Genomic DNA, 26,340 nt, shown 5'->3' with positions numbered 1-26,340 from the left:
ATATCACTTAATTCGTTGAAGGATTGTATGAAGGGGCAATATTATTCATATATGAAAGAACATTAGTTGACAAAAATGATTGAATAGACTCTATTTCGCCACCTGACATTTGATTAAGTAATTACGTAATATTTCCATTATTCTGGGCACGATCATCAATTTCAGGGAAGAGAGCTTTAGGCAGAACTTCATACAATGTAATATTTAAAGCTTTGCAAATTTTAATCAGTGTCTCGATGTTTGGAGAGGAAGTACCCCTTTCAATTTTACTTATAGAGGATTGGGAGACTCCTGAAAGGCTAGAGAGTTCAGTGGGTGATACCTTTAACGCTTGCCTGCGATTGAGAATATTTCTTCCCATTTCATTTCATAATTCGTTCATAATATCCACGCACCAATGCTTGTTTTTTATTTAAATAATAGCAGAAAAAGGTGAGATATTATAATTTCTTATGAATATTCATTAAGGAATAAAAGTGTTAAAAGCAATTCCTAAAGTGGAATAATAATCTTAAGGAGGTGAAAACCATAAAGAACATCGTTAAAGAAAAGAGAAAAGAAAAAGGGTGGACGCAGTTTCAGTTGGCAGCAGTATCCGGGGTTTCACAAGCAACCATCTCTAAGATTGAGAATGGAGACTATAATAAATCCTCTCTTGCTGTGATGATGAAAATCTCGCAAACATTAGGAATAAAGATAGAGGATTTAACAGAAAATTTATAAAACGGTGGTGCAACATCAAATATGAGGCAGGCACAAAAAATGTCAGAAGAAAAAATGGTAAGATTTGAATTTGTTGATCTTGCTAATGCAGTGACAATTAAGACCTTTAATAAAGAGATTTATGTTCTGAAATCAAGTTTATTTGTTCAAAATGTCCATAATAATCAAATCTTAAGATTTCATGAAATTTATTATGATATAAGAACAGTAAGAACAATTGAAGGCAAAGTTCTTGCTAAACGCAAGAATAGAAATAGTGAACTGGTTAAGGTTGGCAGGTCAAGATCAGTTAGTTATAAAGCAAGTTAAACTGTAATGATTATTAGAATGTTCCTTGAAAAAAAATTATGCGTGGTGCTTGGTCGAAGATCACCAACCAAGTTAACTATACGATTCATCTAGTTAGTGGGGAGAAGCTTAAAATCCACTTGTGATCCAATTCGTGACTGAGGTTTTCTATTTATGATAGGAAATCCAAGGTTGTTGGTACATGCCAAAAACCAACATTATAAAAAGAGATAATACGAATAAATATGGAAGTTACATTTCTTGTAACGTATAATGTATTTTAAGTTGGTTTCCATATTTAATTGTAACATCTATAGTCTTTTATTACTGCATACATTCTTAGAAAAAAGCAATAAAAGCTGGAGTGAATTCTCAAAAGGATATTGATCTTGCTAAAATGGAGATCAGCAAAATTAAAAATCCAGAATTAAAGAAATGCAAAGAAACTAGTGAAACTTGAAAAAAATTATGTCAAAACAAAAACTAAAGTTGAACAGAAAAAATTGTGACTAGCAATGAGAAAAGTAATCAAGGCGTTACTAGTAAAACCGAAGAACAAACTCCTAGCAGCAATAAGAAAGTCCAAAATGGATACAGTTCAAATAAATCTAATAAGAATTCCAATGTTTCTAGATCACTTAAATCAAAATATTCCAACAAGAAAATTAACAATATTAGTTCTAGTTCAAATAGCCCAAAAAAGTCTTATTTGTAAAAAAGAGACTCCAAAAAAATAGCCTAATAAATTCTACCTCTAACGGTAAAAGAACTGGTGGTGGCAATATTAAAAATAATAGTGGTAACGGTGAAGGTGAACTTGACGTGACATACGGGTGAACTAAATAAATAGCAAGAAAAAAGAGTATTTCTTAAAAAGGAATACTCTTTTTTTATTAAAAAGGGTGAGGATACGTATATGAAATTATTATTAAGGCGTTTATTGATTGTTTTAAGTTTAATTGTTATTGCTTCTTTAATGCTAACCACAAATGATAACCCAACCACTAATTATACAGCCAGGGGGATAGAAACATTTGGGGTTAATAATGAGGGCTATTTAGAAATGGATGGGAAAGTATTGTACATGATAGTCAATGGAAAAAGGGAGAAGGCTTCGTTTGAAAAATTGATTAATCATGGTGAAAAAAATCAAGAATTAGTTATTGAAGAATAGATTGAAAGTATTGCATTTTAACTATCTTTTTTATTCAATCTTTTTCAAGAAAAATACTGCGTATGCAGCTTCACCAATATAAAGGGGCTATTTCATATGGTGGATCTGTTGTAGGGGGTTTTAGAGTTGATGGTGCTCAGGCTTTTTGTTTCCAACCTTCTATAAAACGCCTCACTAGTGCTAAATATAAAGAGCCCATCTCTTATGATAATGCAGCTAAGTTCTTAATAGATGATGAAGAGAAGAAAAAATTGAAACGTGCCCTGAAAGAAGCGATACGGTGGCAACGCACGATTCTATCATTGAGCGCTAATCAAACGTGGTTACATTGAGCGAAAGGATAACAAGTTATTTTCTACGCAGGTGGGTAGAGATTAATTCAGATAATGCCGGATGATTATCTACTTACGAAGGTGTATGTAACAGCATATCTATAGTCATTGCTGTCGGAAGTTGAAGCGGGCAAAATGACGAAAGAAGACTTTTACATGGAATTGAAGCATTTTTTTAATAAAACTTGTTCTGCCATTAAGAACAACGTAAAGACAATAAGTGTTGAATGAGAAGTAATACCAACATGTAAACATTGCGGAAAACCTATTCTTGAAAATTGTAAGGCTTATAGTTTTTGTTTAAAAACAACTTAGAGAAATTGGGATAGAAAAAAGTTTCGCCAAAGGAAGCAGCCAAATTACTCAATGGGTTTACTGTAAAAATGAAACTAAAGTCAAGCAAGGGTAAAGCTTGGAGTCAATCGATAGTCTATAGCATTGAAAAAAAAGAGTGGAATTTGCTGAGCAAAGATAGCCTCCTATTTAGGAGGTTTTTTCTTTCTTTACAATAGGAGGAGTCAATTTTGGTGAGGACAAATATCTTATTGAAACTACCTAACACCTGGAATGTATTGTTTATTGTATTTGCAGTAATCGTAATGATAGGTGTTTGTTATTATGTTGCAAGCTATCTTTCAAAAAACAAAAACAAGAGCAGATTCGTAAAGTCCGGCATTAAGGATATTGACTATATGGATGGTTTTCAGTTTGAGCAATACCTGGCATATATGTTTAGGGCCAATGATTATAAGGTTCAGGTGACATCTGAAAGGAAGAATTTTGGGGCTGATCTTATCATAAAAAAATCAGGAGCAAAGATCGTAGTGCGAGCAAAGCGTCAAAAAGCTAAGGTCGGTATAAAAGCGATTCAGGAAATAGTGGCCGCCCAAAATCACTATAAGGCTGAAGAGTTCTGGGTAATCACGAACAACTTTTATACAAAAGGTGCGCGAGAACTGGCTGAAAGCAATAATGTTAAGCTTTTGGATAGATACAAACTCATTGAACTAATGACAGCACTCAATTTATTATTGAGCATGACAACTGGTGAATTCAAACAGAAAATAAAGGCAAAACCGATCAAGTGTGTTTGTGGAGCTCAAATGGTTAGTAAAAAGAATGGGCATTCTGGCCGTTCATTTTATGGTTGCACAACGTATCCCAAATGCTCACATACAAAGTCAATACTGTGATTTTCTTTCTGACTTTATGAGTATCAATGTCTGTTGCTATTCAAATGAAAACCCCCATCTCTATGAGAATGGGGGTGTTTTATGTTTCGATAGAACATAGATTCAATCCATACTTTTCTTCTAAAAGTTTATTCATTTTTTTTAGATGTTTACTATAGCAAAGAGCAATCTCTTGATACATCTCTTTTTCTTCAGATTCACACGAGTTAAGCTTTTGTGCTGTTTTTATTAACTCTTGTTTCAAATGAGAATAATGCTTTAGTGAGCGCTCAAACTGTTCCATTTTTAATCCTCCAGTAAAAGACTCTCTAACTTATTTAATTTAAAACCGGCTACCGTAATTTCATTTGGTTCATCTTCAATCTTAATAATTGTATAAGGTACACCTAATACTTTTTTCTCTAATAACTCTTGTCTGTTTTTTTCAAATTCTACTTTCTTTTCTTTATATTCAATCGAATGGTTATCTAGCCATTCCTTCTGTTTGATACAAAAACTACAACCTTCAGCTGTATAAATAACGACTTTTGTATTCATAATCATTCTCCTTTTATTTATTTCTAAAAGGCAGCAATCGGATTTGAACCGATGATAAAGGTTTTGCAGACCTTTGCCTTACCCCTTGGCTATGCTGCCATTTAAGTAAACTAATGCATCTAATAGATTGAAAGTAAACGGTCCATTATAGATTATTTAAATTTACCTTAAATTTACTATAAAGATTATTGAAAGTGGTGATAAATTCACATAAAATAGAACATATGTTCCATAACGTTTATTGAACCGTTTACTTTTTGTGGGTTGAATTCATTATAAAAATAGAGGTGATTTTTTTGAGTCAAACTTTATTAAATTTCGATTTTTTAAATGAGCCGATTGTAAAACGTTTTCTTGCTGATCCCCAAAATCAACAATTATTTCAAGAGGTGACTGAAAATCCAAATGAACAAAATCATTTATTGTTAGATAGAAAGTTCAAAGTGTTTTATAAAAAGGCAAGAATGCTTAAATATTTCAGCACCATGATTAGGATATCTTCAATTGATTTTGATAAAAAAGATCGAAAGATTAAGCAGCGTTACTTACTTACATTAGATGCTCCTTTAAATAATGAGGATGAAAAAACTACACGAACTGAGACAATTCCAGATCCCGTAGAAGAGCCCTTTACAACTTCTTGTGTAAATTTAACAGAATGCATTACAGATCCAACGTTATACCGAGCTTATACCAGATTAAATAAGAAGCAAAAAAAAGTATTGAACTTAATGTATTTAGAAGGCTTAACCCTTCAAGACATAGCAACTTTTTTAGGAGATTCAAAACAAAATATCAATAACATTCATAAGAGAAGTCTCAACAGATTAAAAAGCACTATTAGTCTTAAAAATCAGGAGGACTGAAATGGACTCTTTTGGTAAACATGAAAACATAACTCAAATTGAACAAGAAGAATTATTACAAATGTTAAATCCCCTTATCAAAAAATGTCTATACAATGTTTCATATCAGGAGAGAGAAGACTTTGAACAAGATATTAAGCTAAAGTTACTCGATAGATTCAATTTCATAAACGATCAGGAGGTACCAGGCTTTTGGGAGTTTGCGATACAAAAAGAAGCACAAAAGAATATTTGAATTTTTTAAAAAGGGGAATGTACTTTTGACATATCCAATTCACTTTATAGATAACGGTGGTGATACCACTTATAAAATTAAGAGGAGTTGGAGTATTTGCAAACAATCAATGGCATTTATTTGCAAGGTAAAGAACTAGAGGAATTTAAAGAACGTGCAATTAAATCTAGTAAATTTGAGGAGTTACTAGAGGCGATTAATGATCTTCTAGGTGATGATGATTTAACAAAGGAACAGTTGCTTATTGAATACGGATATAAAGGAGATATCGAATTAGAAAAAGACTATGTTGTTTCAGCTAGTCAAATCGTTCTCGGCAACGAAAGCAAAACAGCACGAATTGTTTACCGTGAACTTAAAGATCTCGATGTACCTGAGAGTTTCAAATTACAAGGTCAAGTTTTAACACCTGATAAAGTTGACTCACGTCATCTACTAGGGATTTCATTTACTTCTGAAGGCGAACTTGAAATTGATTCTATTCACACTGATTATCCTGATACAGAATTACCAGATATAACCGAGCCTTTGCCGGATGATCCTAATTACGTCCCGCAAGATACAGAAAATTACGCTGAACCTAAAGAGAAAAAAGGTGTAGCTATCACTAAAGCCTGGTGGACTTCCAATGGATGTTTACCTGGAGGATATCAACATTGCGGAGGAAACTGTGGTTATGGGCTGAAACATGGAGGTAAAAAGCCAATTAACTATACAGATAGCTGCTGCGTGTTACATGATCGTTGTTACGGTAGTAAAACAAAAAATTGTAAATGTGATTCAATGCTTATCAAGTGTGTGAGAAACGAAATCACTTGGGCTACATTTGCAATCAGACTGTATTTCGGACCAAAAGGTTGTTAGAAGAAATGCCTAGCTATTCAAGCTAGGCATTTTTTTGTTCACTTTTAAAAAATCCAGAAATGCTGGTAATAATTAGAGCGATAACAGATGAAATTAACAAAGAAACGCTGATCGCTCCTAACCCTAAGCCTTCCCATCTTCCGACAAAAAAGCTTATGATTAATAAGATGATGCTTACCATCATTAAAGCTGCTGGAAATCCATACTGAAAAGAAGAATTTCTTTTTTTAAATATTAGAGAAATGCCAAATATAATAACTGTAAGGATAGTTGTAAGTAGCCAGAATGACATTTTTCTTGCCTCCTTGAAAGAAATGATAAAGAACCCTGATGAATATTTATGTATCTCTTCAATATCGTACCACTGATTTTGTTTGTTTACCACCGAGGCGATAAATCGTTTTTTTATTTCTAATACTTCATTGTTGTCTTTATGGTGATTCTCGTTACTCATTTAAACATAAAATCTTTAAATTTCCTATTGGGTCTGCGATAGTGAAAATAAAATGAGAGGGTTGTTTGTCGGAAAAGTAACAAGCCTATTTTTTCTAATATGATCTGTGATTGGTACGAATTGTTAATGAAAAAGAACATACTAAGGGCTGAAAATAAGAGGAAAATCCATTCACTTTCTTTTCCAATTTAAATAATCTTTATTATCGGATGTTACATGTCAAGACCCAAAAAGCTGTTCAAAGAGAAAAGAAAATAAATTTGGTACTTCCTAAACCCTCAATATCTGCTGTATTCCTTCTTAAAAATCACGAGAGTATTTTTCGAGAAAAAAACACTCCCAGGTTGGGACGGAACTGACCCCCATAAGATGAGACAAATAAAAAACACCTTCAAGTTTGAAAACGGATCGTTGTGATCCGAAATAAAACATGGAGGTGTTTTTTATATGGGGACAAGAGTGAGTTATCCGGTTGAAGTCAAACAGAAGGCTGTGGAAATGAGATTGGCAGGCGTACCTATGAAAGAGATCATGCAGAAATTGAATATCAAGAATAAGACGCAGGTTCAGACATGGGTGAGGTGGCATAAGGCTGGGGATACACACCGGTTCGAACAGCCTGTTGGAAAACAATATACCTATGGAAAGGGTCCCGAGTACTCTTCCGAATTAGAGAGACTGCAGGCAGAAAATCGCTATTTGAGTCAACAGAATGAAGTTTTAAAAAAGTACAACGAATTGGAAAGGAAGTTGATAAGGAAACGTCAATCAAACTGGTAGAAGAATTGTGCAAAACGATGACAGTACAGGACATCTGTGTCCATTTAGGCATCTCACGCACTTCGTACTATAGATGGAAAAAGGATCTGACTCAGAATCATTCTAAAAGACAACTAGAGAAACAAATCGGCACGTTGTGCCGAAAGCACAAATATCGATATGGTTATCGAAAAATCACAGCCATACTAAAAAGGAGAATGCGTATTAACCATAAAACTGTTCAACGTATCATGCAGAAAAACCAGTGGCAATGCCGGGTTAAAATGAAAAAGCGTAAGAAGAATGGGCAGCCCTATGCCGTGGCCGGTAATATACTGGATCGGAATTTTCAGTCTGATCGCCCTCTTGAAAAACTAGTAACGGACATCACGTATTTGCCTTATGGACAGAAACAATTGTACCTTTCCAGTATATTGGATTTATATAATGGAGAAGTGATTGCTTTTACGATTGGTGATAAGCAGGACACAGACTTTATCTTAAACACACTTAATCAGCTCCCAGCACTGCCTGAGAATTGCGTGTTACATAGCGATCAAGGTTCTGTGTATACATCTTACGAGTATCAGAAAGCTGTTCATATAAAAGGCATTACCATGAGCATGTCCCGTAAAGGGACGCCCGCTGATAATGCCTCCATCGAATCGTTTCATTCCTCACTAAAGTCTGAAACGTTCTATCTTAACAGGATTGACCGCACTACGACCAACATCGTAGAACGCACTGTCAAAGAATACATTTATTATTATAACAACATTCGTATTCAAACGAAACTAAACAACCAATCACCGATAAACTATCGGCAATTGGCTGTATAAAGGTGTTTTGATTCCTGTCTCAAAAACGGGGGTCAGTCCCGTTTTTGAGAGTGTTTTTTCGTTAGAGTTCCTCCGCGGCTTAAAGGCTAGCTCGCAGTCTTTACAGTACAAGTAACCGAATATCTTTTCTCGTAGTTTGATCAAGTAAATAAATATGATGACAAACAATCCAATCCTTATTAAAAAAATAGAAAAGAACAATAAATTTGTTATGACATATGAGATGAAAAAAGAAATAAATAACATGATTAATATTGCTAGGCAACCTGCGTTTCTTCCCCTTTTCCCGACACGATTACTATTGCACCTAGGGCATCTTTACCATTCCAAAAGCTAAACCTTCTTTCCAAATTTTATGTATAGTTTATCATAGCATAAATAGGAAAGAATTTTTCCAACAAATTGTTAATGTTCTTGTTTAAAGAACATAGGAAAAGTTTATCGGTGTAGATTTGCGAGATATTAATTTCTATCCACCAGTATATTTGACCCAAACGAAAATTAATTCGTTTAAAGGTGATGTAAAAATAGCATTACCCTCTCATATACATCGACCTTCCCATTGGATTAACTAATTTTGTGTCTTAATTTAAGAAAAGGGATCTTTAAGAGAGCCAATGAAGAAGCCTAATTGACAAATTCAGTCATGCCAATCGAAAACGCACCGAGCGTTAACGCAAAAATAGCGATGGGGAAGTTTTTCATGATGAGATCACCTTTCTAAACAAATACATAAAAAAGCTTCGGAAAGATCCGAAGCCTTAAGAGTTTATCATACATGGAAATAAGACGCTAGTTGCTCGTTTGCTAATCGGTTTCCAACAAAGAAGGAACCAAACTCGCCGTAACGTGCACTCACTTCATCAAATCGCATTTCGTAAACCAATTTTTTAAATTGAAGCACATCGTCAGCGAAAAGAGTGACGCCCCACTCATAATCATCAAAGCCAACAGAACCTGTAATGATCTGTTTTACTTTCCCAGCATAGCTTCTGCCAATTAAGCCATGGCTTCTCATAAGGGATTTACGCTCATCCATTGAAAGCATGTACCAGTTGTCATTGCCAGAACGTCTTTTATCCATTGGATAGAAACAGACATATTGAGAAGAAGGAAGCTCTGGATAGAGGCGCGCACGTACATGTGGGTTCTCGTAAGGGTCTCCGCCATCTCCGCCTCCTGCTAAGTAGTTGCTGAGTTCAACAACTGACACGTAAGAATAAGCTGGAATCGTAAACTCTGCTAGTCGTGTCTTGTTGAATTCAAGTTCAATTTCACCTAGTTCTTCCATGGTCGGACGTAAAATCATGAGCATAATATCTGCTTTTTGGCCGACAATACTATAGATTGTTTGGCTTCCAGCCTGATTGTGCTCGGCTGTTTTCCATTTTTCTAATAGACCTGTGAACTCATGAATGATGGCTTGACGCTCATCGCTTGTCAGTAGCTTCCAAGCCGTCCAGTCGATCGTTCTAAAATCATGCAGCGCATACCAGCCATCTAGTGTTTGAGCTGCTTCATTTGTTGTATGTTGTTCGCTCATTTCTTTCACTCCTATTTACAGTTTTCCATCTGTTCCAACTATAACATAGTTTGTCCAAATGAAGATGTGATCAAAACTTGAACGACGAAAACGCTTTTCTAGAAATTGATTTAATTAGTTTGAAAAATAAGAATTTAAATTGTAAGCGCTATAATGTAAGTTGGTAGTTTGAATTTATGTAGAAGAAGAGTATGCTTAAAAGAGAACGCTTTTTTTGTAAAATCAAGGAGGGTATTGAAGTGGCAGATATTTTTTCAACAGTTCAGGAAAAGGTTGCAGGTAAAGGAGTTAAGATCGTTTTTCCTGAGGGAATGGACGAACGCATTCTAACAGCCGTTCAAAAACTAGCAGATGGCAAAGTATTGCAGCCAATTGTTGTAGGTAAGAAAGAAGAAGTAGAAGCAAAAGCAAAAGAATTAGGGCTTACACTTGATGGTGTTGACGTGTATGATCCTCATACATATGAAGGTTTTGAAGATCTTGTACAAGCTTTCGTCGAAAGACGTAAAGGCAAAGCGACAGAAGAGCAAGCGAGAAAAGCATTACTTGATGAAAACTACTTCGGTACAATGCTTGTGTATAAAGGTCTTGCAGACGGCCTTGTAAGCGGAGCAGCACACTCAACTGCTGATACAGTACGCCCAGCACTTCAAATCATTAAAACAAAAGAAGGCGTAAAGAAAACTTCTGGCGTCTTCATTATGGCTCGTGGCGAAGAGCAATATGTGTTTGCTGATTGTGCGATCAACATTGCACCAGACAGCCAAGATCTTGCTGAAATTGCGATCGAAAGTGCAAACACAGCAAAAATGTTTGACATCGAACCACGTGTAGCAATGCTTAGCTTCTCAACAAAAGGCTCAGCAAAATCAGACGAAACAGACAAAGTGTCTGAAGCGGTTCGCATTGCAAAAGAAAAAGCACCTGAGCTTGTTCTTGATGGGGAGTTCCAATTCGATGCAGCTTTCGTTCCTTCAGTGGCAGCGAAAAAAGCACCAGATTCCGTCATCAAAGGCGATGCTAGCGTATTTGTTTTCCCTAGCCTCGAAGCTGGAAACATTGGCTACAAAATTGCCCAGCGCTTAGGTAACTTTGAAGCTGTAGGTCCGATCCTGCAAGGTCTAAATCAGCCTGTAAACGATCTATCAAGAGGCTGTAATGCCGAAGACGTTTATAATCTTGCGCTTATTACAGCAGCTCAAGCACTATAAAATAGCATCTCGACTAGAGCAGTCAGTACGATAGATTCGTGCTGGCTGTTTTTTTATTTTGTCCAAATGTGTACAATAAAGGGTGAAAAGAAAACACGAATCGTAGATAAAGCCGATAGGATAGGCAGGTGCTATAATGGAGGATTTAATATATAAACTTCAGCATAAGGTCGCATTTTTAACCGATGCGCAGAGGAGAATTGCAGATTATATCGTACAAAATCCAATGGAAGTCGCTTTTTTAACTGTCGATAAATTGGCGTCAAAAGTCGGGACGAGTACAGCAACGATCATGCGATTCTCTGCTGCTGTGGGGTATTCCGGTTTTTCTGAATTCCAAAAAGAGCTTCAATCAGCTATGAAACATAAAGCCGACCCTCAAACGAGACTTGAAGCGAATCTCAAGCATTCAAATAAGAATAAGCTCCTGCATGACCATGTAGAACTGCAATTTCAAAATATCCAGTATGCACTAGACAATATCACGGAAGAAACCTTTCAGCAGATTGTTGGGAAAATAGCCAGCGCACGCCACGTTTTGTGTACAAGTGTTCGAAGTGGAAGACCTGTTGGTGAGTATCTGTCACTCGGAATCAATCGGTTATTGGGGAATTGCCAATACATTGATGCAGACAAAAGCGACTGGGTGGATGATTTGGTTCATTTCAACTCTAGTGATTTCATTATAGCGGTCAGCTATCCGCGTTATGCAAAACGCATGAAGGACTTGCTCGAAGTAGCGAAGTCTTATGGGGTGGATGTGCTTTTAATCACAGACAGCTACAGCTCTCCATTAACCAAATATGCACAATATGTATTACCATGTTCCTCAGCAAGTGTAGGCTCTCATAACTCTGTCGTATCTGCTATCTTTATCGTCGATTACATTTTAAGTGCCTTAGCGATGAATGATCCTGAAAGAACAAAACCACGTTTAGATCAAATCAATCATATGTTAACGAAAATGAGTTACCACACAACACATTAGTCGTGTGGAACTCATTTTTTTATTTTTTGAAAGCGCTTTACTAATTGAAAATGAGGTGGTATGATCATATCACAAAAGTAATAAATATTACTTTAATAAAAATAAGTGTAATGAATATAACTCAAAGGGGATGATGGAAACAATGAGTACTGTTCATTTCGTGTCAAATGATCTTATCGCTAGGGCAAAAAAGCTTAACTCGACCTTGCTGTCAGACGTAATGGGATGCACCGGCGCGATGGATCATCAAATCAAACCAGTTGCGAAAGGCATGAATGTAGTCGGCACAGCTTTTACTGTTAGCTTACGGCCAGGGGATAATTTATTTCTTCATCAAGCGATCTACTCTGCTAAAGAAGGAGATGTACTGATTGTTGATGGAAAAGACCATAAGGGTCATGCCTATTTAGGGGAATTGATGGCACATTCAGCAAAGGCTGTAGGAATAGAAGGAATCGTGATTGACGGGCTTGTTCGCGACAAACTCTCTTTAGAGGAGCTGGCTTTTCCAATCTACAGCAAGGGATTTATGCCAAACGGACCTTTTAAAGATGGTCCTGGGGAATTGAATCAAACCATCTCGTGCGGCGGTGTCAAAGTAGCACCAGGTGATCTAGTCATTGCTGACGATGATGGAGTCGTCATCGTTCCAAAGGAAAAGGCGGAACACCTGCTGACACTAGCGGAAGAGAAACAAGCGTATGAACATCAGAGATTAAAAACGATTCAACAGTATGTGGACGAAGGAAAGCAGGACATCAGTCTCTTAGCACCGGCATGGCTGGAAGGCAGAATGAAAAAATTTCAAGGATAGGGGAATCTGTGATGAGGATAGGCTTTATCGGATATGGAGAAGCAGCATATGAGCTGTCAACGGGATTGAAAACAGAAGGATTAAATCAATTTTATGCGTATGATGTCCTATTAAAAAATGAGAAATTAGCTGGCTCATTGAAAGAAAAAGCATCGCAAACAGGCGTTCAATTAACGAGCAGTATTAGCGAAGTCATTGAGAAATCTGATCTTGTGATTGCAGCTGTGCCAGCGAATAAAACCTTAGAAGTGGCACAATCCGTATCGGGAAGTTTGAAAAAGAATCAATTATATGTAGATGTATCGGCATCAACACCAGACATCAAAAAACAAGTAGCAAACGAAATTGAAAAACAAGAAGCTCTATTTGTAGATGCCGCCATGCTAGGGCCTCTTCCAATCAACAAACACAAAGTTCCGATCACGGCAAGCGGCAGTGGAGTTGACCAATTTATGAAAGTAATGAATGCCTATGGCATGAATATCACAAAAATTAGTGACCAGCCAGGAGATGCTTCGGCACTAAAGCTAATCAGAAGCATTTATATGAAGGGGATTGTCGGTCTCTTGATTGAATTTTTGGAAATTTCCAAAAAATATAATGTGGAACATCAAGTGATTTCTTCACTAAGCGATACAATCGATAGCAAAAGTTTTGAAGAGACCATGAACCGTCTTGTGACAGGGAGTGCATTGCATGCAAAAAGACGGGCGGTTGAGCTGCTTGGCTCTATTGAAATGCTAGATGAAGCAGAGATTGATGCCAGTATGTCTCGGGCAGCACAACAGAAGCTTGAGAGATTAGCAGACTTTCACTTTGCTGAACGATTTGACGGGGTAAAACCTGCTAGCTGGGAAGAAGTCATTGACGTGATGCAGCAAGGGGAATAAATTGTAAGCGTTTTATTTAATGAAGGGGAGGCGAAGAAACGATATGGGTTTTATTGCGTTGATTGTGTTCATAGCTGTCATCATTATATGGAATGTTATGGTGAAACGGAATATGGGAGAAGCCATGCTATTAGGCTTTATTGCGACCACATTATTTGGCGGATGGGATGCGTTAAGACTTTTCTGGGATGGTTTAATCTTTGCATCCACATATGAGGTGCTTTATGCAGCTGTCGCATTTGTATTCATGGCCTATTTAATCGAAAAGTTGGAATTAATTCATGCACTCTTACGAATCCTAAATTCGGTTGTAGGCAAACTTCCTGGTGGAGCGGCTTATATGAGTACGTTAGGTTCAGCAGTGTTAGGCGCTCTTTCAGGTTCAAATTCTGCAAACACAGCTGCGACTGGCTCTATCACCGCCTCTTGGATGATTAAATCCGGGTGGAGCCGGACCCATACGGCCACGATTCTAGCAGGAAATGGCGGACTTGGAGCGGCACTGCCTCCGAACTCTTCCATGTTTATCATGCTTGGGTTTGCCCCGGTTGCCGCCCTTGTATCTGAGGGAGATTTATATATTGCCCTTCTAATAGGAGGACTGTATCAAGTCGTATACCGATTTATTTTGGTGTATCTTCTGGTGAAAAAGAATAAAATTCAGGCCATGCCGCCAGATGATATTCTTCCTTTCTGGGAAGCTGTGAAACAAGGGTGGAAGTCGATCTTTATTTTTTTCGGTGCCTTGATTCCTATCATGATCACCATTGGTCCGTTGGCAAACTACTTAAAAAGTAATCCAAACATCGGACCGGAGGCAATGGATCAAATTTCTTTAATTACGTGGATTCCGATTCTCATGATATTAATTAGTCTAACAATTGGAAGAAAAAAGGCGTCTGCACTTGATTGGTCTCAGTTTTTCAAGTCGGCTATTCCTAAGTTTACAACGATCGGAGCCTTGATGCTGTTTGCAGTGGCTGCTAGTCAAGTGCTTGCAGAATTAGGGCTCGCAGATGATTTGACGCAAATCACATCAGTACTTGCCATTCCGAAATGGCTCATGGTGCTCATTGTGGGTGTTCTTGTCACACTGGTGGCGGGCCCTCTATCTTCAACAGCGACATTAACAGCAGTTGGGCTTGTCTCATTTTCAGCTTTAATCTCAGTTGGAGTGGACCCAGTTGTGGCTGTAGTTGCCATTCTTGCTTTTTCATCAACTGAAGGCGCTTCCCCGCCTGCATCAGGGTCCATATTTATCGCTTCTGGTCTTGCAGGGGCCAGACCAGAAAAAACCTTTATCCCACTGATCCTCTATTATATGCTTCCGATCGTTGGCATTGGCTGGCTCATTGGAATGGAGATACTTCCCGTATAGAAAGGAGAAACAGATGAGAGTATTGATGGAATTCTTATTTAAAGTGCTGCTTGTCCTATTTCTAACGTCAGGAACGTTGTTGGTATTCGGTCAAATACTAGGAATACTCTTGCAAAAGGGAGATATGATCATTGCTAGTACGAACCTATTTAAAAACCCAACACTGGTGTTAAGTGCCTTTTTTAGCCTTGTCGGGTTTTCACTCCATTATATCCCTGAGAAGAAAGACGCTGCATGTAACGATCATGACTCAGCATCGGTCACTGAAACTTTAAAATAACCATCAAAAGCTGGATCCTATCGAAGGATTCAGCTTTTTTATGTGAATTAGGTATAAAAACCCAATACATACGATTCATTTTTTAGTGAATTCGTTTTCAATCATATGCCTCTTGTGCTAGTAAATGGTAACATAACGGAGGACTATTTGAGGAATAGAGGTGTTTGACGATGTCTGGAGCTATCATCGGTTATACAACAGCCTTGTATTCGTTAAAGGCAGACATATCCATAAAAAAAGAACAAATCATAGAACTGAGCATATGCCGAAAAGAAGTGAAAGAGGCAAAGTCTGCTCTGGCAGATGCTAACAAGAAAATGACTCATCCAGATCTGACATCACATACATGGTTTGGCCATCTCGCAGATACGTTTGATGACATTCGAGACGAGATGGCATCCGCCAGTCAAGAGATAAAAAGTGTACAGCTGACCAATCTATTGAATCGAATTGATGAGAAAATCAGCGACTTAAAATCAGAGATCCATTCATTAGAACATGAAATTCATTCGGTTGAAAGAAAAATAGAGAAAGAAAAACAGAAACAACTGGAAGAAAAAAGAGGGTAGTCACATGAGCAGAGAAATTAAAATAGATGCCAGTCAGGTCAAACGAGTATTACAGCATGCAAAACAATCAGGCGCTCAAATGAATGCAACACTTCCAACAACCATCAAAGGAAGAAATCAGCTCCTGACGGCAGACACATTAGAAAAAATCAATCAGCAGCTGAACGAATTAAGTACATCCTATATAGACATTCTTCAGAAACAACTTGTACAAACAGAACAAGCGGTGAACACCATGATCGAAACGGACAAGGCGCTTGCTTCCAGCAGTAAAAGAAAATAAAGGAGAACGTAATGAAAACCCTTGATGCTTTTGCGCTAATAAACGGAATTGACCAAACGCTGAATACATTAAAACAGCAATCACAACAGATTAGCTCCATAGAAAAACAAATCCAACAGATCATCTCACTTGATGGCGCACTAAAGGGAGAGGCAGGACAAGCCATCCGAGCATTTTATACAGAATGCCATATTCCTTTCTTGCAATTCTTTCAGGTTGTCATTGAGGAATACAGTTCTGCGCTCAAACAAACAAAACAGGCACTTCATGCCCTTGAATCAAATCAACACGGTTTTATTTCACAAACATTCATCGAACACGAACTTGATTCAGGTGTAAAAAAAGCGGAGCGAGCGATTTCTGACATCGTTTCAGATGTGAGCCAGGCGATCGGCAGGGTCAGTCATATCGTTCACTTGCCTCATGTAGACGAGTCTGCTTTTCAACAGAGCTATCAAAAAGCGTGGCTTGAGGCATCCAGAACCATTGGACTGCTCCATGCCTTTGACAGAGAACAAACAAGTGCTATGAACGAAACAACAAGTGCATTGCAAACAATGAAGCAATACATCAATACTTTAAGCACCATGTTCACTGGTCCAAAAATCGACATCACCAGCTATCAAAAGGGATCTATTTTCAAAGACACAAAAGAAGAAAAAATAAGCAGCACGATCAGCGGATTGAATGACAAAATAGACAACACGAAAGACCATCCGATGATGATCATGCTGAAGAAATTGAGTGAGAAAGAACAGGCGAATGTGGATACGGTGGTTCATAGAGGTACCCTCCGAAACGTCAACAAGCAAGTCAAAGCAAACGATCCATTGCTTACGACATTACAAAAAGAAGCTGTGAGCGGGAAAAGTAAGATTCATAGTGACATCAGGGTCGTAAATGGTAAACTATATAACGTAAAAGGCATCAAAAAGCTAAAAGAATTCGACATCGCTGATGAAGTCGTCACAGATCCGTCTGACATTGATTTTATAGGCGGGAGATACACCGTTTACGCCAATAAACAAATCATCCGAACGTATATCGCAAACGGCGAAGTAAGAATAGAAGAAGTCGACAACATCCCAGAAAGCCGCAGCCGCGGGAATGCCAAGCGTATACTAGACGGTGAAGTCGTCTCAACCGCCGAAAACATCATTTTAGAATACAGCGGCATCTACGACGGCTACCGAGCCGTTACTGGCAAAGACCCAGAAACCAGCCGAAACATCAGCAGCACAGACCAAGCTTTATCCGCAGCCTCTATCATCCCAATCACGAAAATAGTGAAGGTTGGGAAATATGTTTTTAGGTTGGAGCAAGGGAAGAATGTGAAGAGGGTTAAAACACCTGCTTACGGTAAACAATCCGTACCTAAAGGACCTTACCGTGAAGTAAATGGTTTCCCTGCAAAAGTAAAATCAGGAGCTCAAGAAAAACATATTCCAGAAACACCAAATTACAAGCAAGAAGTAGCAAACGGAAAAAAGAAAAGCATTTTTTACGGAGATAATAAAAAGGCACAAGAATTGCTGGATAAATATGCAGGGACAGGCAAAGAATTGGGTAAGAATAAAGAAAGGATAGACTTTGGCCAAGCAATAGGAAAATACTATAATATTGATACTGGAAAGTATGAAGAGACTACTAAGGGAATGATACATTATGGGAAAGATGGTGCTCACATCGTACCAGCGAGGCCTTAAAATGAATTGGAGGTAAAAAATGGGTTATGATTCTTTGATTGGAACATTAATAAAATATGAAAAAAAAGATATGATTTTGGAATGGAATAGTGGCTTGAAAATCTTAGGGAAACTAGATACAGTTTTTGAAACAAATAATATGTTAGATGAAGATGATATTAATTTTACAGAATATATTGCAGCTGCTTTCCAAGTAAATGATATTCTATCTCATCCTAATGAAAACAGTGGCAGTGTATACGATTGGTTAATTCAAGAGAAAAGCTCTTTAGTTGAGATATCTCTTTATGATGATCCACCAAATAAGATTTTGGTAGATGGCCAAATAGTATGGGAATTGGCATAAGAGTAACAATTGACATTTTAGAATTTTAAAATCTAAGCCCTCGGTAAGAGGGCCTTTTAATTATTTATGAGTTAGTGAAATATGCGTCAAGTTGATCGTTGGCAAAACCGGTTTCTGTAGGTTCATAACTGGGGCAGTTTGGGCTGAAATATGATAGCGCATGTGTATCATCAAAGCTCAATCAATATTATTAACAGTAAAGTACCATTGAATGATTTAAATAAAACTTCGAAAATAGGAGCGTTCAATGAACAAAAAACAAGAACTAACGAAACAAATCCAAACCGTCATCAACATCCTAGAAAAAGACTATTCCCAAGAAATCAATCAAGGTGTTCTCCAATTAATATACAAAAGATATAAGGATGCACAAAGGATCATTCAGAACAATGAAGATCTCCAAAAGATGTTGATCATTGGCGGGGTAAGAGCTTATTTGGATAGTTACAATGATTATTTAAACCCCTTTCTAGATGAATTACATAAAGCAGAGAGTTTGCTAAAAGAAATGTTGTAATAGATAGAATGGCTGTCTATAGTTCCGTAATTTGTTATAGGAACAGCTTTAATGAGAGGAGTTTCTTTCTCTGACGCTGATTATCGCAATTTTCCTATTGATTGGCTAGTTCTGCACGGACATCATGCTTTTGAATTTCTAGTGTGGTGTTTTATCTTCGATGTGGCCATTTTCTATTTTCTTTTAAAGATGCCTTTTCGAATGTATAAAACGGTCATGAAAAAAACAGCACCTTAACATAGAGGAGGCTCTTAAAAATGCTCAATTTACCTCAAATCCCAAATCTGCACATGAACGAACCAGCAAGTGACATACACATCAAAGAAGCAGAATCCCAACTTAACATGGTACTGCCCTATGCATATAAATCCTTGCTGAAACAGACAAATGGATGTTCCATTGGCGGTGATGTTCTGTTATACGGAACGGATGACATGGTGGAACGCAATGCCACATGGGAGGTTCAGCAATATGCAAGCGGCTATATGGCGATTGGCGACGATGGCGGTGGACAAGTATTTCTCATGCGGCTGGCTAAAGAGGAGCAAAAAGTGTGGATTGTGGATGCTGGTGTAATAGACCCTCAGCATGCAGAGCTCCTGACTAAAAACTTTCTGAAATGGGTGAGTGAGGGCTGTAACATAGAAGTGTAATCAATTAGGGAAATGAGCGGAAACCATGAAACCATTGCTGATCTCGTGGTTATGAGATCTTAGTCGGAGTTAGCATAATGAAGCTGAAGGATATGTGACATTTCTATTACTTTTTAAACTGTAAAAGGTGGCCTTAGACATTTCTGGGCCACCTGTACACATTAAACTAATTTATTTTTTTACTGTCTAATGGTTACTTTATCTCATCTCCAGCTTTAAGCCAAAAAATGTATAAAGGCAGTGTATCTATAGTAAAGTTCCGAGACCACTGCTCTTATAATAAACAGGTACTTAATTACATTCTTTCCTTTAAAGGAGATATATTCACAATTACAGCTTGAGTAGGAGATAAAGATCCATCTCCCTTTAAATTTGGCCCGTGTACTATACACTGACCTTTCTTTAGATTAGATAACATATTCTCCCAGTATTTTCTGTCGTAATATTCATTTGCGAGACTAGAAGAAATAGTAGATAACTCTTGTTCGGGTGGGGCAAAGTATATTTTTTGGGATGCATTTTGCATTCTAGCTAATTCACTAGCATCTAGCTGAGATTTTAAAAATTGTGTAGCGTACCAAGCAGACCAACCAAACTTTCTGCCTTCAGTTAAGATCCTAGCAGAAGGTGAATCTTCTGTATGGGCTAAATTTTGCGCTTCATCTAATAGTACAGGCATTGGTATATGTTTATTCCCTTCCCTAACTGAAAAATTCCACAAATCCCAAAGTATAAATTCAGTAATAATTAACTGAACATCGCGTGGGTAACCTGTCAATTGAAGGACGAAAACTTCGCCTTTTTTATCAATAATATTCCTCCAGTTAATTGTTGAAGAGGTAGTAAATGGATCGCGATCAATAAAAGGCCTTAACTGTGAAAGAGTTTTTAAAGCAGTACTAGAACCTTCTTCTTCTAATAAAGCTTTTAGATGCATTAAGTTCATCTTGTTATCAAACCTTTGCAGACCCATTAATATACAGTTATATAAAGTGTTTAATTGCTGAATTCCTAGTGTCTTATATACAGAAGCAAAAACACTTTTTACCCGTTCAGCTATATCTGTATCTGATTCTGGCAGTTTAATACCACCGATGTCCCTTATATTTCTGGAGAAAGGATTAATCGGTAATTTACTATTGTAAACAATGTGTTGTACAAGTTTAGAGCCTAGGCATTCAACAAACTCATCTTCTAACTGATTTGGTAAAAAACCATCTGTATAGTCAATAACAATACTTGATATCTCCTGCTTTGACTTTTCTAGTAATAAGCATTGCATAAAATATGTTTTTCCTTGACCAGATTTTCCTGATATTAAAAGATGTCTATTGGCTAGTTGAGCGTGACCATACTCCCAAAAAACGTCTTTATTGGAGTTATCAATTTTTCCAATTTTTATTCTAGTACGTTCTAAACTATCTTTTTCCTTTGTATATTCAGATGGGGTATCATTTTCGAATTCTTTAGATACAGCTATCTCATCTAAAAATAGAGATAAATCTTTTTGATTATATGCTAAATTTTTATTTGGGTTTTTGATTGTATCTTCTAATTTTATATTTTTAATGACAGAATGTGTAGATTTATATTCTGTTTTGTATAGAGAAAATAACATACGTTCTTTAATGAAATCAGTTTCTTTATAGTGTAAGTGCTGATGTATATTGCTAAGGTTCTTGGTAATACCATTAAATCCATCTTCTAACGAATAGTTTATTAATAAAACCTCATTTTCTAAAGTAGAGGAACGCGCAGTAATTCCATTTTTAAAACTAATTATTGCACCTTTTCCTATATAGTCAATTAAATGATCGGTAATTTGAAAATCTAATTTAAGGAGACGTTCTATCACTGTTTGTTCTATTTTATAATCTTTCTCTGGCCATATGTTGCCTTGCACCATTTTATTTGCATTAGAAAGAAGTAATTGTACAAAGAAATTTTTATAGAAATCACGTGCGAAAGATCCTATGTTTTCTTTAGTTATAGTGTCTAAAATTAATTGCTTGGTCTTTTGAACTTGTTCTCGGGCTTTTTCAAGAGTGTTATGTCCAACCTCACCAAACTTCACTTCAACAGGGTAAAAATGAATGAAAATTTTATTTTCTCTCTCTTCTAAACCTAATAAAAGTAGGTCATCACTATGAATTCCGGTTACTCCTAAATTTTTAGCAGTGAATATACCACCACTTTTAGAGAGATTATAAACCCCGGCTACCCGAAGAATTTCTTCTAAAGAGATTGGGACCCATTTGATATGTGAGTGATCAAGGTAAGCTAAAGTATATTTAATTGCTGAGATAATACTTAATTTCTCACGATCTAAATAGTTTTTTGATCCAATAATACGTAAGAGCCATTCCCCATTAAAAGTATTAAAAGCCTGAATCGTGTTCCGGATATCCTTATCATTGCTTTCAATGTGCATACTAGATAGAAACTCTCTTATAGTATTGAAATATTGCTTAGATTTATTAGTTACTGTAATTGCATCAAATTTCCTTGAAGAAGTATATTGATCACTATAATGGATAACAACCACATCATCTTTGCTAAACTCATTAAAATATTCTAAATCTACATTAGGGTCAATAAAAGTAACCCAATGTGAATTTTCCATAATTTTAGTTAAAGTCAACTTATTGATAGTATCAATACGAGATAATATTGTGTTGTTCTTTACATAAGAATCATTCCCTTCATTCCTAATATTAGCAGCTAGTTCATTAAAGTGATAAGCGGTTTTCAAAAGATAATTGTCGTCTTCTATTGTATAACCTTTAAGACCAAACCCTGATCTATAAGTATCGTGATCTCTAATAGCTGGAACACTAGAATACAAACCTTCTAAAGCAATGTCTGCTTTCATGTCTTTCATAGATTGTACAGCTGAGCTCTCATTAGATGCCATTTTGAAGAAAGTTAGATGTGCATAGCTAATGTTTAAATTATTTGGTTCCCAGGATTGACGATAAAAAAGTAAATTTTGACGAATGATACGAAGTACATCATCAGCCTCATAGGTTCCAACTTTTAATTTAATACCAGTGAAGTCCTCTACTTGATTAACCGTATACAATTCTGCAAACTTTTCAAAAGTGCTTTTTATTTCTGAATTAGTGTATAGTGTAACTTCTATTGGTTTAATAAATTGAGTACCTTTAGATATCATATCTGTTATCATAAATCTTAATAAACCGTTCAATACTTGTTTATCATCTGGCAGATTACAGATGTTGATTCGTAAAGCTGCATTTGAGGATGAAGTAAACAAATATTTAAAGTGCTCAATAAATTGTTTTAGTTTATCTTTTATAACCTTTGATAAATAATGATTAGTTCCTGAAGTAGTAATATCATTTACTGGTTTTAAAGTAAGCCACAATGGTATATTTTTATCGTGTTTAGGACGATACAAATCTTCCTTTTCAGATAATATAAACGGGACTAAAGAATCTGGAGAAAGGCGATTTAAAATAACAGAGTCAACAACTTCATTTTTTAAATGTTCGTAAATTTTCAATTTATATGCAATCATTAAAGGGTGAAATGGAGTGAAATAAACGGTATTATCATACTTTATTGTACCTAATGAAAATAGGTCTATTCCTTGTTTCCCTACAGGGGTACCGTTTTGGAATTGTTGAATATCATTCTGATAAGCCTTTAGGAAATTCAAAGCTTTTTGACGATACTTTTCATCTACTATTGTAATGCTAGGTATGGTATACGAACCATTAAATTGATTTAGAAATTGTCCATATGCATCTTTCAATTCTTTACTTAAATTAAGATGTACTGGATCAAGATATCCTGATATTATCGATGCGCATTCCATTTGATGCTCTAACCACTGATGTTCCCATTCGAAAAATTCTTTATACTCAGGGTCTAAGTAATATTCACGAGTATTATGTTTTAAACGTGATAGTTCACGATCCCACATCATACTAATATTGCTTTCACGAACTATACGCCATATATTATTACCTTTAATTGGAAAATTATTGTTATTATCTTCATTATCAATAGATATATTCAAATTAATTTGTTCTACTACGATTCGAAAACAGATATCTTCTTCAATATAATAAAGCTCTGGATCTATAGTTAACTCATATTGTTGGTTTTGATACAGTTCAAGTAATTGATTTTGCTCATTAAGAATAATTGTATTCTGGTATGCATTTTGACCAAGGGTGATAGCATCATTTTTTAATATCAGTTTCCCCTTACTAGCATTAATTAAATAATTAGTACGTATTGGTTCAAAAAAATTATGATTTAATGGAATAACAATTATATTAAATTGTCCACCTAATCTGTTTATATTGTCATGTTGGTATTTAAAGTAGGAATAGGTTGGATTACTTTCGTTTGTTGCTATCTTAATTTGTAAAGTGTTACCTTTTGGAACGACATTGGTATGTGATTGAAATTTTTTTTGTAGATTCACAAATTTCTTATTAAGTGAATTGATAGGGCCTTTAAAAGAAAATTTTATATTAACAGTAATCTCATCTATATTTTCTGGATTAAACACAATGATGTTTCTTTTTTTCTTTCCATTTTCTGATTCAGATTGAGGACGATCCCATAAGATTAATTCTTCTAAACTTGTGATATCTTGTATTTCTACTTTTTTAGTTTTAAATTGTTCTTCATATAGAGTATATTCTTTAATGATTTCGCTGAATAAGAAATTTTCCCATCCTTCACAAGTCAGCTTTTTTGCCATGCCTGGTAAAAAAATCTTTTGAAGTTGTGCTTCTCGATCATTATATTCATTTGATTGTTTAACTGTTTCAAAAAGATTTCTATTTTCACGGATTCTCTTTTTTAAACTTTCACCTGTAAAAGAATTAAGTTCAGGGTCTTGAAATAAACCTAATTCTCTATAATCGCTATCTTCTATAGTCCCTTTTGCTAAAGTGCCTAAAACGTCTTTGAAATCAAAAAATGACAGTTTAATTACTTTGTGTTCTTCAATTAGCAGTTCTAATTGGTTTATAAGTAATACTTTTTCTGATTCAGTTAAATTGCTGTCACAAATTTTTCTCTTTAAATTCTTTGAAATAGTCAGAACATGAAGTGGCATGCCTTCACCTTGTAGATCTAAGCTTCCCCCAGGGATAGTATCTAATTGTTCTGAGACGATACTTATTAAAGATGTATTTTCCCATTCTTTTTCTTGCGCACTTACCTTATTTCTAATGAGTGCTAAATAATCAGCTTTCACTTTTGTGTTTGTGTAAGCAACAACTAATTTGATTTCATTTATACAGAGTGCAAAGGTTTCATATGTTCCACCAAGTTTATGTTGATGTTCATATTTAAACATAGTTGTTATACTTGGATTTGCTGTTTTTATAGCATGTGTTAACTGTAATACTTCTTTTTCATCATCTAAACGTAAGAAAAATTTATCGCCCTTTTTTATATTATTTTCTATGAAGTAATCTATAATTTCTTTCGCTATATAATTATAAAATTGGTTTGACATATTGAGCATCACCACTATCACTTTTATTTTCTAATATATTATGTTGACTGAAAAGATTTACAATCTCTTGAATTGTAAAACGATCAAAGGCTATTCCCCTGACTCTAAATTCCTCTAATAATGTTTTAAAAGGCATGCTATTCTCTTTCACAATAACAGCAGTCATCATCATTAAAAAATCATGCGTTACATTAAATACGTATCCCAAGCTTCCTCTACGTTTCAAAAAGATTTTTTGACCTAACTGTTCAATTGAAGCACCATATTTGACTTGTGCATCATCATTCATGCCCTTACATACTTGATTAAATAAAGTTACTAAATGGTCGTTAATCGTTCCATTTATCTCGGGTGTTTCTAAGTTGTGTTTATTGCTATAAATAATAATTAAGTCCTTTAAATCAATCTTAAATTGATGTAAAGAATCATTACCTAAATTAGAGATCTTATTGATTAAATCATAATAATTTGTAATATCTTTAAATTTAGATTTATTTTCATTAAACAAATTAAAACTGAGTAATTGTAAAACATATTCGTGTGCAAATAATTTATGGGAGTGTTCTTTTATTTTTTTATATCCTTTAATTGTTGCTGCATAGCGCTTTTTAGTTATCGCTTCCCAATCTAAGGCAAAGTATAAAGGTGTTGTTTCAGCATAAATACAATCTGAAAATTTAGGTAGGTTTATAGAAACCTGAATAGTGTACATAAATGTGTAATATAGCGTAATCAATTCTATATGCTCTAAAAAAAATTCTTCATGTTTCATCATGAAAGAGAGATCTTCTCTAAATAGTTCGGACAAATGTGGTAAAATATCTTGGTACATATAATTCTGAATTTCTAATTGGGGAGGTTCTTTCATTAATTTCTTTAGGTTTGATAAAATAATATTCATTAACAAATTATCAGTAGAGCTGTTCGTAAATACATTATGAATATTTAGATCTCTATTAATTAGAACATCACTTATAAATTTACTCAAATTTTTAATAATAGGGGGTGATTTTGTGTTTAGACCTCCAAGATTATATAAATAAGGATGACTAATATTTAAAGTTTCAAAATTAAATAGAAAACCTTCTATAAAACGAATGAAATCTTTATTTTCATGATCACTCGAAAAATATATATTTGAATTATCCGCTATGAATTTGCTTAGCTGGTAAGGAATATTTATGTTATTTTGATAGTATTTTTCCTGGGCTTCACTATTAAAATCTAGCTGAGTAATAGATCTAGAAAGCTCACTGATGATTAATCTTGTATTATTTTGTGCCTTCACTGCACCATGTGTGGTAAAGGGAAAAATTTTCTTTGTATCTTTTAATGAATGTTTCTCTACTAATACTTTATCAATTTCTTCAATATTTAAAATTCTTTCCACTT

General features: G+C 35.5%; 28 protein-coding genes and 1 tRNA gene. 21 read left to right on the top strand and 8 right to left on the bottom strand.

Annotation, left to right across the window (positions count from 1 at the left end):
- Positions 1–121: 121 nt before the first annotated feature.
- Positions 122–361, bottom strand: coding sequence for a helix-turn-helix domain-containing protein (locus tag NST57_RS20415; protein ID WP_424924004.1), 240 nt, complete (start codon positions 359–361; stop codon positions 122–124).
- A gap of 158 nt (positions 362–519) precedes the next feature.
- Between NST57_RS20415 and NST57_RS18640 the strand changes: the two genes are divergently transcribed.
- The 5 genes from NST57_RS18640 (at position 520) to NST57_RS18620 (ending at position 3,710) form a co-directional block, all read left to right on the top strand.
- Entirely contained in the window at positions 520–723 is a 204-nt protein-coding gene (locus NST57_RS18640; RefSeq protein WP_257213957.1) for a helix-turn-helix transcriptional regulator, read from the top strand.
- Positions 724–762: 39 nt separating this feature from the next.
- The gene (locus NST57_RS18635; RefSeq protein WP_243824658.1) at positions 763–1,032 is read left to right on the top strand and encodes a hypothetical protein; all 270 of its coding nucleotides are present in this window, start codon (positions 763–765) and stop codon (positions 1,030–1,032) included.
- A gap of 895 nt (positions 1,033–1,927) precedes the next feature.
- Complete coding sequence (locus NST57_RS18630; RefSeq protein WP_243824657.1) at positions 1,928–2,185, top strand: hypothetical protein; 258 nt, start codon at positions 1,928–1,930, stop codon at positions 2,183–2,185.
- Positions 2,186–2,247: 62 nt separating this feature from the next.
- A complete protein-coding gene (locus tag NST57_RS18625; protein WP_341299042.1) occupies positions 2,248–2,517 on the top strand; it encodes a hypothetical protein in 270 nt (89 codons plus the stop codon).
- Positions 2,518–3,044: 527 nt separating this feature from the next.
- The gene (locus NST57_RS18620) at positions 3,045–3,710 is read left to right on the top strand and encodes a restriction endonuclease (protein ID WP_243824655.1); all 666 of its coding nucleotides are present in this window, start codon (positions 3,045–3,047) and stop codon (positions 3,708–3,710) included.
- A 79-nt stretch (positions 3,711–3,789) separates the two neighbouring features.
- Here NST57_RS18620 and NST57_RS18615 read toward each other — a convergent pair whose 3' ends face one another.
- The 3 genes from NST57_RS18615 to NST57_RS18605 form a co-directional block, all read right to left on the bottom strand.
- Positions 3,790–3,993 carry a hypothetical protein gene (locus NST57_RS18615; RefSeq protein WP_099728834.1) on the bottom strand — a complete coding sequence of 68 codons (204 nt, stop codon included), beginning with the start codon at positions 3,991–3,993 and terminating at the stop codon, positions 3,790–3,792.
- A gap of 2 nt (positions 3,994–3,995) precedes the next feature.
- Positions 3,996–4,247, bottom strand: a complete 252-nt coding sequence (locus NST57_RS18610; RefSeq protein WP_180275573.1) for a glutaredoxin family protein — start codon at positions 4,245–4,247, stop codon at positions 3,996–3,998.
- Between the two features lie 28 nt (positions 4,248–4,275).
- A tRNA-Cys gene (locus NST57_RS18605) sits at positions 4,276–4,346 on the bottom strand.
- Positions 4,347–4,543: 197 nt separating this feature from the next.
- Between NST57_RS18605 and NST57_RS18600 the strand changes: the two genes are divergently transcribed.
- From NST57_RS18600 to NST57_RS18590, 3 genes are all read left to right on the top strand, one after another.
- Positions 4,544–5,113 carry a sigma-70 family RNA polymerase sigma factor gene (locus NST57_RS18600; RefSeq protein ID WP_099728832.1) on the top strand — a complete coding sequence of 190 codons (570 nt, stop codon included), beginning with the start codon at positions 4,544–4,546 and terminating at the stop codon, positions 5,111–5,113.
- 1 nt (position 5,114) lies between these two features.
- On the top strand, positions 5,115–5,348 hold the full coding sequence (locus NST57_RS18595; RefSeq protein WP_243824654.1) for a hypothetical protein: 234 nt from the start codon (positions 5,115–5,117) through the stop codon (positions 5,346–5,348).
- Positions 5,349–5,444: 96 nt separating this feature from the next.
- Positions 5,445–6,212, top strand: coding sequence for a hypothetical protein (locus NST57_RS18590; RefSeq protein WP_243824653.1), 768 nt, complete (start codon positions 5,445–5,447; stop codon positions 6,210–6,212).
- A 22-nt stretch (positions 6,213–6,234) separates the two neighbouring features.
- On the opposite strand, the gene NST57_RS18585 is transcribed toward NST57_RS18590, so the two are convergent.
- The gene (locus NST57_RS18585) at positions 6,235–6,666 is read right to left on the bottom strand and encodes a YesK-like family protein (RefSeq protein ID WP_243824652.1); all 432 of its coding nucleotides are present in this window, start codon (positions 6,664–6,666) and stop codon (positions 6,235–6,237) included.
- A 447-nt stretch (positions 6,667–7,113) separates the two neighbouring features.
- On the opposite strand from NST57_RS18585, the gene NST57_RS18580 reads away from it, so the two are divergent.
- A protein-coding gene (locus NST57_RS18580) for an IS3 family transposase (RefSeq protein ID WP_142152928.1) occupies positions 7,114–8,264 on the top strand; the annotation gives its coding sequence in 2 pieces (ribosomal slippage) (positions 7,114–7,387 and positions 7,387–8,264; 1,152 coding nt in all).
- 772 nt (positions 8,265–9,036) lie between these two features.
- Here the strand turns inward: NST57_RS18580 and hemQ are convergent.
- Positions 9,037–9,807 carry a hydrogen peroxide-dependent heme synthase gene (gene hemQ / locus NST57_RS18575; protein ID WP_046526757.1) on the bottom strand — a complete coding sequence of 257 codons (771 nt, stop codon included), beginning with the start codon at positions 9,805–9,807 and terminating at the stop codon, positions 9,037–9,039.
- Positions 9,808–10,046: 239 nt separating this feature from the next.
- Between hemQ and pta the strand changes: the two genes are divergently transcribed.
- The 12 genes from pta to NST57_RS18515 all read left to right on the top strand — a co-directional run bounded on the left by pta (position 10,047) and on the right by NST57_RS18515 (position 19,442).
- Entirely contained in the window at positions 10,047–11,018 is a 972-nt protein-coding gene (pta, locus tag NST57_RS18570; protein ID WP_008343597.1) for a phosphate acetyltransferase, read from the top strand.
- 136 nt (positions 11,019–11,154) lie between these two features.
- Positions 11,155–12,006: a MurR/RpiR family transcriptional regulator gene (locus tag NST57_RS18565; RefSeq protein WP_099496916.1), complete on the top strand. Its 852-nt coding sequence runs from the start codon at positions 11,155–11,157 to the stop codon at positions 12,004–12,006.
- A gap of 142 nt (positions 12,007–12,148) precedes the next feature.
- Positions 12,149–12,820 carry an RraA family protein gene (locus NST57_RS18560; RefSeq protein WP_079919313.1) on the top strand — a complete coding sequence of 224 codons (672 nt, stop codon included), beginning with the start codon at positions 12,149–12,151 and terminating at the stop codon, positions 12,818–12,820.
- Positions 12,821–12,831: 11 nt separating this feature from the next.
- Entirely contained in the window at positions 12,832–13,710 is an 879-nt protein-coding gene (locus NST57_RS18555) for a prephenate dehydrogenase/arogenate dehydrogenase family protein (RefSeq protein ID WP_065461263.1), read from the top strand.
- A gap of 43 nt (positions 13,711–13,753) precedes the next feature.
- Positions 13,754–15,088, top strand: coding sequence for a TRAP transporter large permease subunit (locus tag NST57_RS18550; protein ID WP_341299041.1), 1,335 nt, complete (start codon positions 13,754–13,756; stop codon positions 15,086–15,088).
- A 13-nt stretch (positions 15,089–15,101) separates the two neighbouring features.
- Positions 15,102–15,368 carry a hypothetical protein gene (locus NST57_RS18545; protein WP_008343586.1) on the top strand — a complete coding sequence of 89 codons (267 nt, stop codon included), beginning with the start codon at positions 15,102–15,104 and terminating at the stop codon, positions 15,366–15,368.
- A gap of 170 nt (positions 15,369–15,538) precedes the next feature.
- Positions 15,539–15,937 (top strand): YwqH-like family protein, encoded by a 399-nt coding sequence (locus tag NST57_RS18540; protein ID WP_113746884.1) that lies wholly within the window; start codon positions 15,539–15,541, stop codon positions 15,935–15,937.
- Between the two features lie 4 nt (positions 15,938–15,941).
- Entirely contained in the window at positions 15,942–16,220 is a 279-nt protein-coding gene (locus NST57_RS18535) for a YwqI/YxiC family protein (RefSeq protein ID WP_008343583.1), read from the top strand.
- Positions 16,221–16,231: 11 nt separating this feature from the next.
- Complete coding sequence (locus NST57_RS18530; protein WP_341299040.1) at positions 16,232–17,926, top strand: T7SS effector LXG polymorphic toxin; 1,695 nt, start codon at positions 16,232–16,234, stop codon at positions 17,924–17,926.
- 19 nt (positions 17,927–17,945) lie between these two features.
- Positions 17,946–18,272, top strand: a complete 327-nt coding sequence (locus NST57_RS18525) for a hypothetical protein (protein WP_039182239.1) — start codon at positions 17,946–17,948, stop codon at positions 18,270–18,272.
- A 247-nt stretch (positions 18,273–18,519) separates the two neighbouring features.
- The gene (locus NST57_RS18520) at positions 18,520–18,789 is read left to right on the top strand and encodes a hypothetical protein (RefSeq protein WP_151284891.1); all 270 of its coding nucleotides are present in this window, start codon (positions 18,520–18,522) and stop codon (positions 18,787–18,789) included.
- 257 nt (positions 18,790–19,046) lie between these two features.
- Positions 19,047–19,442, top strand: a complete 396-nt coding sequence (locus tag NST57_RS18515) for an SMI1/KNR4 family protein (RefSeq protein WP_341299039.1) — start codon at positions 19,047–19,049, stop codon at positions 19,440–19,442.
- 295 nt (positions 19,443–19,737) lie between these two features.
- Here NST57_RS18515 and dptH read toward each other — a convergent pair whose 3' ends face one another.
- Together dptH and dptG are read right to left on the bottom strand one after the other, a co-directional pair.
- Positions 19,738–24,948: a DNA phosphorothioation-dependent restriction protein DptH gene (dptH, locus tag NST57_RS18510; RefSeq protein ID WP_341299038.1), complete on the bottom strand. Its 5,211-nt coding sequence runs from the start codon at positions 24,946–24,948 to the stop codon at positions 19,738–19,740.
- Positions 24,929–26,338 carry a DNA phosphorothioation-dependent restriction protein DptG gene (dptG, locus tag NST57_RS18505; RefSeq protein WP_341299037.1) on the bottom strand — a complete coding sequence of 470 codons (1,410 nt, stop codon included), beginning with the start codon at positions 26,336–26,338 and terminating at the stop codon, positions 24,929–24,931. The genes dptH and dptG overlap by 20 nt, the downstream gene beginning before the upstream one ends.
- Positions 26,339–26,340: the final 2 nt, after the last annotated feature.

It is taken from the genome of Bacillus sp. FSL M8-0077 (genome assembly GCF_038050255.1).
In the GTDB taxonomy this organism is placed as follows: domain Bacteria; phylum Bacillota; class Bacilli; order Bacillales; family Bacillaceae; genus Bacillus; species Bacillus altitudinis.
Note: the sequence above shows the minus strand (reverse complement) of the source record. Positions and strands in the feature narration are given on the sequence as shown.